We start from the raw sequence: 5,734 nt of genomic DNA on the forward strand, positions 1-5,734 counted from the left end.
GCCGGGGTCGCAGCCAGCGCGCCGGCGGCGAGACTGCCGGCGATGCCCCCTCCATCCGAGGCGCCGGTGGGCGCCGCGCCGCCACCGCCCGAGAAGGCGCCGCCGCGCTGGGCGATGCTGGTGGCCTGGGCGATCAGCCCGGCCGAGGAGCCGGCGAGCCCGGCGACATTGGCCAGGAGGCCGGGGGCACCCCCGCCGGCGCCGCCGACGGTCAGATTCATCGAGCCGCCGATCTCCTCCTTGTGGTTGGCGGCGACATTGATCGCCTTGCTGGCGCCGATGCTCTCGACCTTGTCGTTGTCGACCCGCTTCACATGGTTGTTGCGGACCTTGACCGTGTGGTCCTTCTGGGCGTGGAGGAACAGGTTCTCCCGGCCGGTGTCGTCCTCCATCGAGATCTCGTTGTTGCCGACATAGCCCTGGGCCTTGTGCGACAGCGAGCGCCAGGTCGAGCGCGTCTTGTTGTCGGGGAAGGCGTAGGMGACCATGTTGTCCGGGTTCGGCGCGGTGCCGATGCACAGCGGCTTGTCCGGGTCGCCGTCGAGATAGGTGATGAAGGCGGTCATGCCGATCCGCGGCTTGACCTGCAGGCCGTGATTGGGGCCGGAGACGGCGTGGCAGACCTGGATCCAGCAGCTGTCGCCGTCGCGGTGCCTGGCGTAGCGGTCCCAGTGGAACGCCACCTGGATGCGGCCGTACTGGTCGATCCAGATCTCCTCGCCCGGCGGGCCGACCACGGTCGCGGTCTGCACCCCCTCGATCTTCGGATGCGGGGTCTTCTGCTCGGGCACGAAGGGCTTGTTCGCCGGCATGGCGACGAAGCGGTTGGCGTAGCTCGGCCCCTCGGTCGCGGCATCGGGGGCGTAGGTCGGGTCCTTGGCCTCGTGGTCGACCGAGACCACGGTGTAATCRCCGTTCTCGGCCGCGACCGGGTGGCCGTACAGGGTGAAGCCCTGGCCTGGGGCGACGCGGCGGTTGCCGCTCTCGGCCGCGACCGTGTCGAAGGCCGCCTCATGCACCTCCATGCGCCGCCGGGTGATGTGGTCGGCCCGGCCCTTCTCCAGGAACCGGCCGCCCCAGCGGTACATCTCGAACGGTTTGGAGGTCTTGATCGGGTTGACCGTCGGCTGCGCCCGGGTCAGGTCCTGCCGCGGCGTCTCGAAGTTCCAGTCCGATTCCGCCACCGCGCCGGGCTTGAAGGCCCAGCGCCGGGTCCAGACGGTGACGTCGTTCAGGTCGACATTGGTCGTGGTGTAGCGCAGCCGCGGCTCCTCGCCCTGCGCGAAGGCGCGCGGGCTGTCGGCGACGACCAGCACGTGCCGGCCCGCGCCGCCATCCTGGCCGGCCTCGTGGCGGAACCACCAGCACCAGCCTTCCTCCTCCAGCAGCCGGAAGACGAAGTTCAGGTCGGTCTCGTTGTACTGGACGCAGTAGCCGCGCGGCTCCTTCGGCCCGGTAACGGCGCCGAAATCATAGTCCCGGATGCCGGCCTCGCCGAAGATGGTCTCGAGGATCTGCTGCGTCGTCCTGTGCTGGAAGATGCGGCAGTCGGAGGTATGTCCGAACAGCCACAGCCACGGCTTCGCGGTGACGGTGTAGGCGCGCATGCCGTCGCCGACCGCATGGCCGGCCTCGATCGCGCCGACCACGCCGGACCAGCTCCGCCGCGTGCCGCCGGGCAGCTCCAGGGTCCAGGACAGCGGCAGGCCGACCACCTCGTCCGGCGCGATGTCCTGGCGCTTCGAGCGCACATGCAGCCTGAAGTCGAACAGGTCGCACAGCGTTTCCTGCCCCTGCAGCCTTTCCAGCAGCAGGACGTCCTGGCCCAACGGCGTGTCGATCGTCAGCAGCCGACCGGCCTGCGTCAACGAACCGACGTAATCGTAACCCCCCATGACGACGGCTCCGACTGCATCGAAATCTGTTCAACTTGTCGCCAGATCGGGCGCCTTTGGCAAGCCGAGAGATAGGATCGCAGTCGGAGTTGTCGCCGCGCACCGCGACCGGGACGCCGTTCAGGCGCACGAAGCTCTGCTGCGGCTGCACGATCGGCCCGCCGACATGCGGTTTCGTCCCTTCAGCCGCCGGGCAGAGGTGGTGATGGCCGATGGTTGCGATCGGACGTCCGGTCATGCGGCCCTCCCGGGGCGGCGGCTATCGAGAATCGGGTTGATGTCGACGATGCGGAGATCGCCCGCCCCGCGGTCGATCACGTCGATGAAGACACGGTCGAGCGAGGTGCCGGCGGCCAGCGACCGGACGAATTCCTGCGCGTCCGACCCGCTGGCGTGAGCCGGATGATCGCCTCGGCGCTGCGACGTCCGGATCGACCCGTCCTGCACGGCGAAGCGGATCTCCACGGCATCGGCGAGATCGAGGTAAGGAAAAAGATGCAGCAGGGCCGGCTGCTCCAGCGCCAGCCAGGCCTCCAGCACCAGCGCCATGCGATCGGTTGCCGAACGCAGCAGGACGCCACTCCACAGCGCGGCCGCCGTGCCGTCGAGGCAGGCCAGCCACGGCGCCTCCTTCCAGCTCAGCGGCCCGAGCTTCGGGAAGAGCGGCGCTTCGGGGGCGATGGCGGACAGACGGGCCGCGAGGTCGTCGATCGTCGGAGCGGCGGCGATGCCGTGGCGTGTCCGGTACGACCGGTTGTGCCGGAGAACCCGCTCCAGCTCCGTCGGCGTCAGCCGCAGCGCCGCGAGGGGGCGGGCCAGCGCCGCCGCCTGCGCGACCTCGGGCCACGCCTCGAAGGAGGTCGAGGCGATCAGCTCCGCGTCGCGCCGTATGGCGGGCACCAGCCTGGCCGGATCGAGAGGCATGGGGTCTCCGGGGCGGCCTCAGGTCAGCGTCGAAGCGCGGCCTCGACCTCGCCCTCGGTCCGGATGCCCGCCAGGAATTCGGTGAAGCTGCGGGCGATCAGGCCCATCCGGTCGTTCTCCTTCGTGCCCCAGGTCGCGTATTGCTCCGGCCACTGCCAGACCCAGCCCGAGCGTTCGGCGGAGAGGTCCAGGAGAACGTAATCCGTTCCGGCATTGACGCCGATCGGGATCATGCTCTGTGGAATCAGTGTCCCGACGCCGTCTTCATGCTTGGACGGGTCGACGAATTTCTTATAGCGGTCCGCGATCCGCTCCGCATTGCTGAAGCCGCCGAAATAGCCGGGCTGCACGACCTTCTGGTCGCCCGCCAGGAAGGTCACGACAAACCAGCCGAGATCGGTGTTCTGGATCTTCAACGCGCCGTAATCCTTGAGGAACTCAGAATATTCGGCCGGCAAGGGGAGCCCGATCTGGGCTTCCAGATTCGATATCGCGTCGGCAGCCTGCTTCGCGTTGGGCTGCGCTGCGGCGACCGCTGCCAGACGAGGATTGATGCTCGCCAGGTCCATTGTCGTGCTCCTCAAAACAGGTCCGAGTTGATGATCGAGTTGCCGCCCGCATGCGCCACGCCGGTGTCCGCCTTATCATGCACCGCTCTCGGGACGAACCCGACCTGCCCGTCTTCGAAATGGTGCAGGACGAAGTCATCGAGGTCCGGTACGTCCGTGCCCGGGTATTGCCGCTTCAGTTGAGACAGGTCCTTGTCAACGTTGCCGGTGACGACATCTAGCGTGTGCTTCTGTCCCTCGACATAGTTGTCGAAGACCGGGAACCCGTCGCGATACTCGATGTGATCGACCGTCCGGCCGTCCGGCAGCTTTACCGGTTCATTGAACTCGAACTTGCCGCTCCCGCTGGTGGGGGCCTCACCGTCCGGCGTGTTCCACTTGCCCTTCTCGCCCTTCTTGGGCATCTGGAGCTTGCCCTTGAACTCCTCGCATTCCTTGCAGTTGGGCACCTTCTTGCGGGCCTTCAGCATGGCCTCGCGCACCTTCTCCATGGCCTGCTTGCGCAGCGCGTCGACCTTCTGCGGCGACAGCCATTGCAGGAACTGGCGTTGCGCGTCGCCGCCCTTCAGCGCCTTGGCCATCAGGCCGCCGACCAGATCGGCGATCTTCTCGCCTTTCGCGCCGTAGCGGGCGAATTTGCCGGTCTTGCCGATGGCATCGCCGAGATAGGGAAACATCGAGACGGCGGACAGGCCGGCGCCGATCCAGTCGCCCTTCCACAAGGCGGCGGCGGTGGAGATCCCGTCGGAGATCGGGGTCGGGTCGAAGATGCCGGTCACATCGGTGATGATCTCCGGATTCTGGACCGCGATCTCCCTGGCTTTGCTCCAGATGTCGTTCTTGAGCTCCTGCTGGCCCAGGCGATTGAATTCCTGGCTCATGGCGTCGTCCCCTGGGGGCGTGGAAGGTCGGGGAACCAGTCCTTGAAGTCGCGCAGTTCTTCGGCCTCGACCCAGGCGCCGGCATAGCGATCGTCCGCCAGGATGTCGAAGCGCCGCTCGGCCGGCAGATCGGTGCGCCGCAGCACGGCGGTGATCTGTTGCTGGCGGTGGAAGCCGGGTGCCATGCGCCACATCAGGTCACAGAACAGCCGGATATGGGCCAAGTCGGAGATGCCGTAGGAGAACGCCAGCTCGATGCCGCGATTGACCATCGAGCGCAACGCCCCTTCGGGAAAGAAGGACATGCGTTGGCCGTGATCCGGTCGCAGGTGATCGAGTACATGCTCGATCAGCATGGGCCGGTTGAACAGGAGCGGCGCCTCCATCTGCGCGCGCGTCAGCGTCAGATAGGGTCGGATGCCGGCGCCGGCCAGGTCGATCCCGGGCAGGCTCTGCTGCCGGTCCGTGGTCTCGATCCCGCCGTCCGGCTTCGGCTCGATGATGCGGGCGGCGAAGCGGTCATCCGCTTCCAGCCGCAGGCGCATGAAGCCGTTGTCGCCCAGCTCGGTCATCGTTCGGTCGATGCCGTCGAACAGATGCCGGCGCTGCTCCGCCGACAGGAAGCCGACCTGGCTGTTCCAGATGAAGGGGTCGAAGAAGCGGAAATAGACCAGCTGGTCTTCCCAAGTGCGGATCTTCACGAAGCGGCGCAGATGCCGGCGGACCGCGTCGAAATCCCGGTGCGACACCAGGAACACGCCCCAGCGCTGACCCAGCCCTTCCTCGATCAGCCAAGTCCACAAGCCGCCATGCGGCCCGGCCGTCGCCAGCCAAGGCGCCTCGTCGCCATATTCCGCGAGAGCCTCGCCCTGGTACAGGCTGGCGCTCTCCTCGGCGAGGCCCTGCAGCAGCGTGCGGATGTTCCGGTCGCGCCCGCCGTCGGCAATGACGTAGAGCTTGGCCCCGTCGCCGGCGGCGGCGCGCTCGGCTTCGAGGAAGTCGAGAACCGCCTGCATCATGGCTTGGGCTTCTGGGCCGGGCACTCCTCACTGAAGGCCAGGTCGGTTCCCTTGCCCGGACCGCCGGAGGAGAAGTCGATCGAATTGCCTTTGATCTCCACCTTCAGCCCCTTGATGACGATGCCGGTCTCGTTGATCTCGATCGACCCGCCCGGCGCCGACAGCAGGATCTTCTCCTTCGCCGCCGTGAAATGCTGCTTGCTGCGGTGGACGATCTTTTCGCCCGAGGCGAGGTCGACGGTCTCCCCGACCTTGGTGCGCATCTCCGTGCCCACCTGGACGACATAGGCCTGTCCGACATTGACGGTCTTGGCGACGCCGACCTGTTCGTGGCGGGCGACGCCGACGGTGTCGGATTTGAAGCTGCCGACGACGGTGTTCATCATTCCGGGCAGGGAGAACAGCTGGTTGACCGAAGACCCCAGGCCGGTGCCCGAGGCCTGCAG

The 5,734-nt window shown here is 67.2% G+C and carries 6 protein-coding genes and 1 pseudogene; all 7 read right to left on the reverse strand.

Annotated elements, in window-relative coordinates; genetic code table 11:
• Positions 1-1,895, reverse strand: a 1,895-nt coding sequence (locus AB4Z01_RS35885; RefSeq protein ID WP_441701595.1) for a type VI secretion system Vgr family protein, incomplete at its 3' end; no start/stop codon positions are given.
• 61 nt (positions 1,896-1,956) lie between these two features.
• Positions 1,957-2,133 (reverse strand): annotated as a pseudogene (locus AB4Z01_RS35890) (PAAR domain-containing protein); the annotation flags it as partial.
• Positions 2,130-2,819 (reverse strand): hypothetical protein, encoded by a 690-nt coding sequence (locus tag AB4Z01_RS35895; RefSeq protein WP_441701597.1) that lies wholly within the window; start codon positions 2,817-2,819, stop codon positions 2,130-2,132. The pseudogene AB4Z01_RS35890 and the gene AB4Z01_RS35895, both read right to left, overlap by 4 nt.
• Positions 2,820-2,842: 23 nt before the next feature.
• Positions 2,843-3,388 (reverse strand): SMI1/KNR4 family protein, encoded by a 546-nt coding sequence (locus AB4Z01_RS35900; RefSeq protein ID WP_441701599.1) that lies wholly within the window; start codon positions 3,386-3,388, stop codon positions 2,843-2,845.
• A gap of 11 nt (positions 3,389-3,399) precedes the next feature.
• Entirely contained in the window at positions 3,400-4,269 is an 870-nt protein-coding gene (locus tag AB4Z01_RS35905) for a hypothetical protein (RefSeq protein WP_441701600.1), read from the reverse strand.
• Positions 4,266-5,288, reverse strand: coding sequence for a DUF4123 domain-containing protein (locus AB4Z01_RS35910; protein ID WP_441701602.1), 1,023 nt, complete (start codon positions 5,286-5,288; stop codon positions 4,266-4,268). The genes AB4Z01_RS35905 and AB4Z01_RS35910 overlap by 4 nt, the downstream gene beginning before the upstream one ends.
• Positions 5,285-5,734 (reverse strand): hypothetical protein (locus AB4Z01_RS35915; RefSeq protein WP_441701604.1); only part of this gene is annotated, 450 nt, incomplete at its 5' end. The genes AB4Z01_RS35910 and AB4Z01_RS35915, both read right to left, overlap by 4 nt.

The organism is Inquilinus sp. YAF38 (assembly GCF_052113205.1).
Taxonomy (GTDB): domain Bacteria; phylum Pseudomonadota; class Alphaproteobacteria; order DSM-16000; family Inquilinaceae; genus Inquilinus.

Bases quoted from the DNA above. Each gene is read 5' to 3' on its own strand.
- AB4Z01_RS35895 (WP_441701597.1), bottom strand. From the start codon at position 2,819: ATGCCTCTCGATCCGGCCAGGCTGGTGCCCGCCATACGGCGCGACGCG.
- AB4Z01_RS35900 (WP_441701599.1), bottom strand. From the start codon at position 3,388: ATGGACCTGGCGAGCATCAATCCTCGTCTGGCAGCGGTCGCCGCAGCG.
- AB4Z01_RS35905 (WP_441701600.1), bottom strand. From the start codon at position 4,269: ATGAGCCAGGAATTCAATCGCCTGGGCCAGCAGGAGCTCAAGAACGAC.
- AB4Z01_RS35910 (WP_441701602.1), bottom strand. From the start codon at position 5,288: ATGATGCAGGCGGTTCTCGACTTCCTCGAAGCCGAGCGCGCCGCCGCC.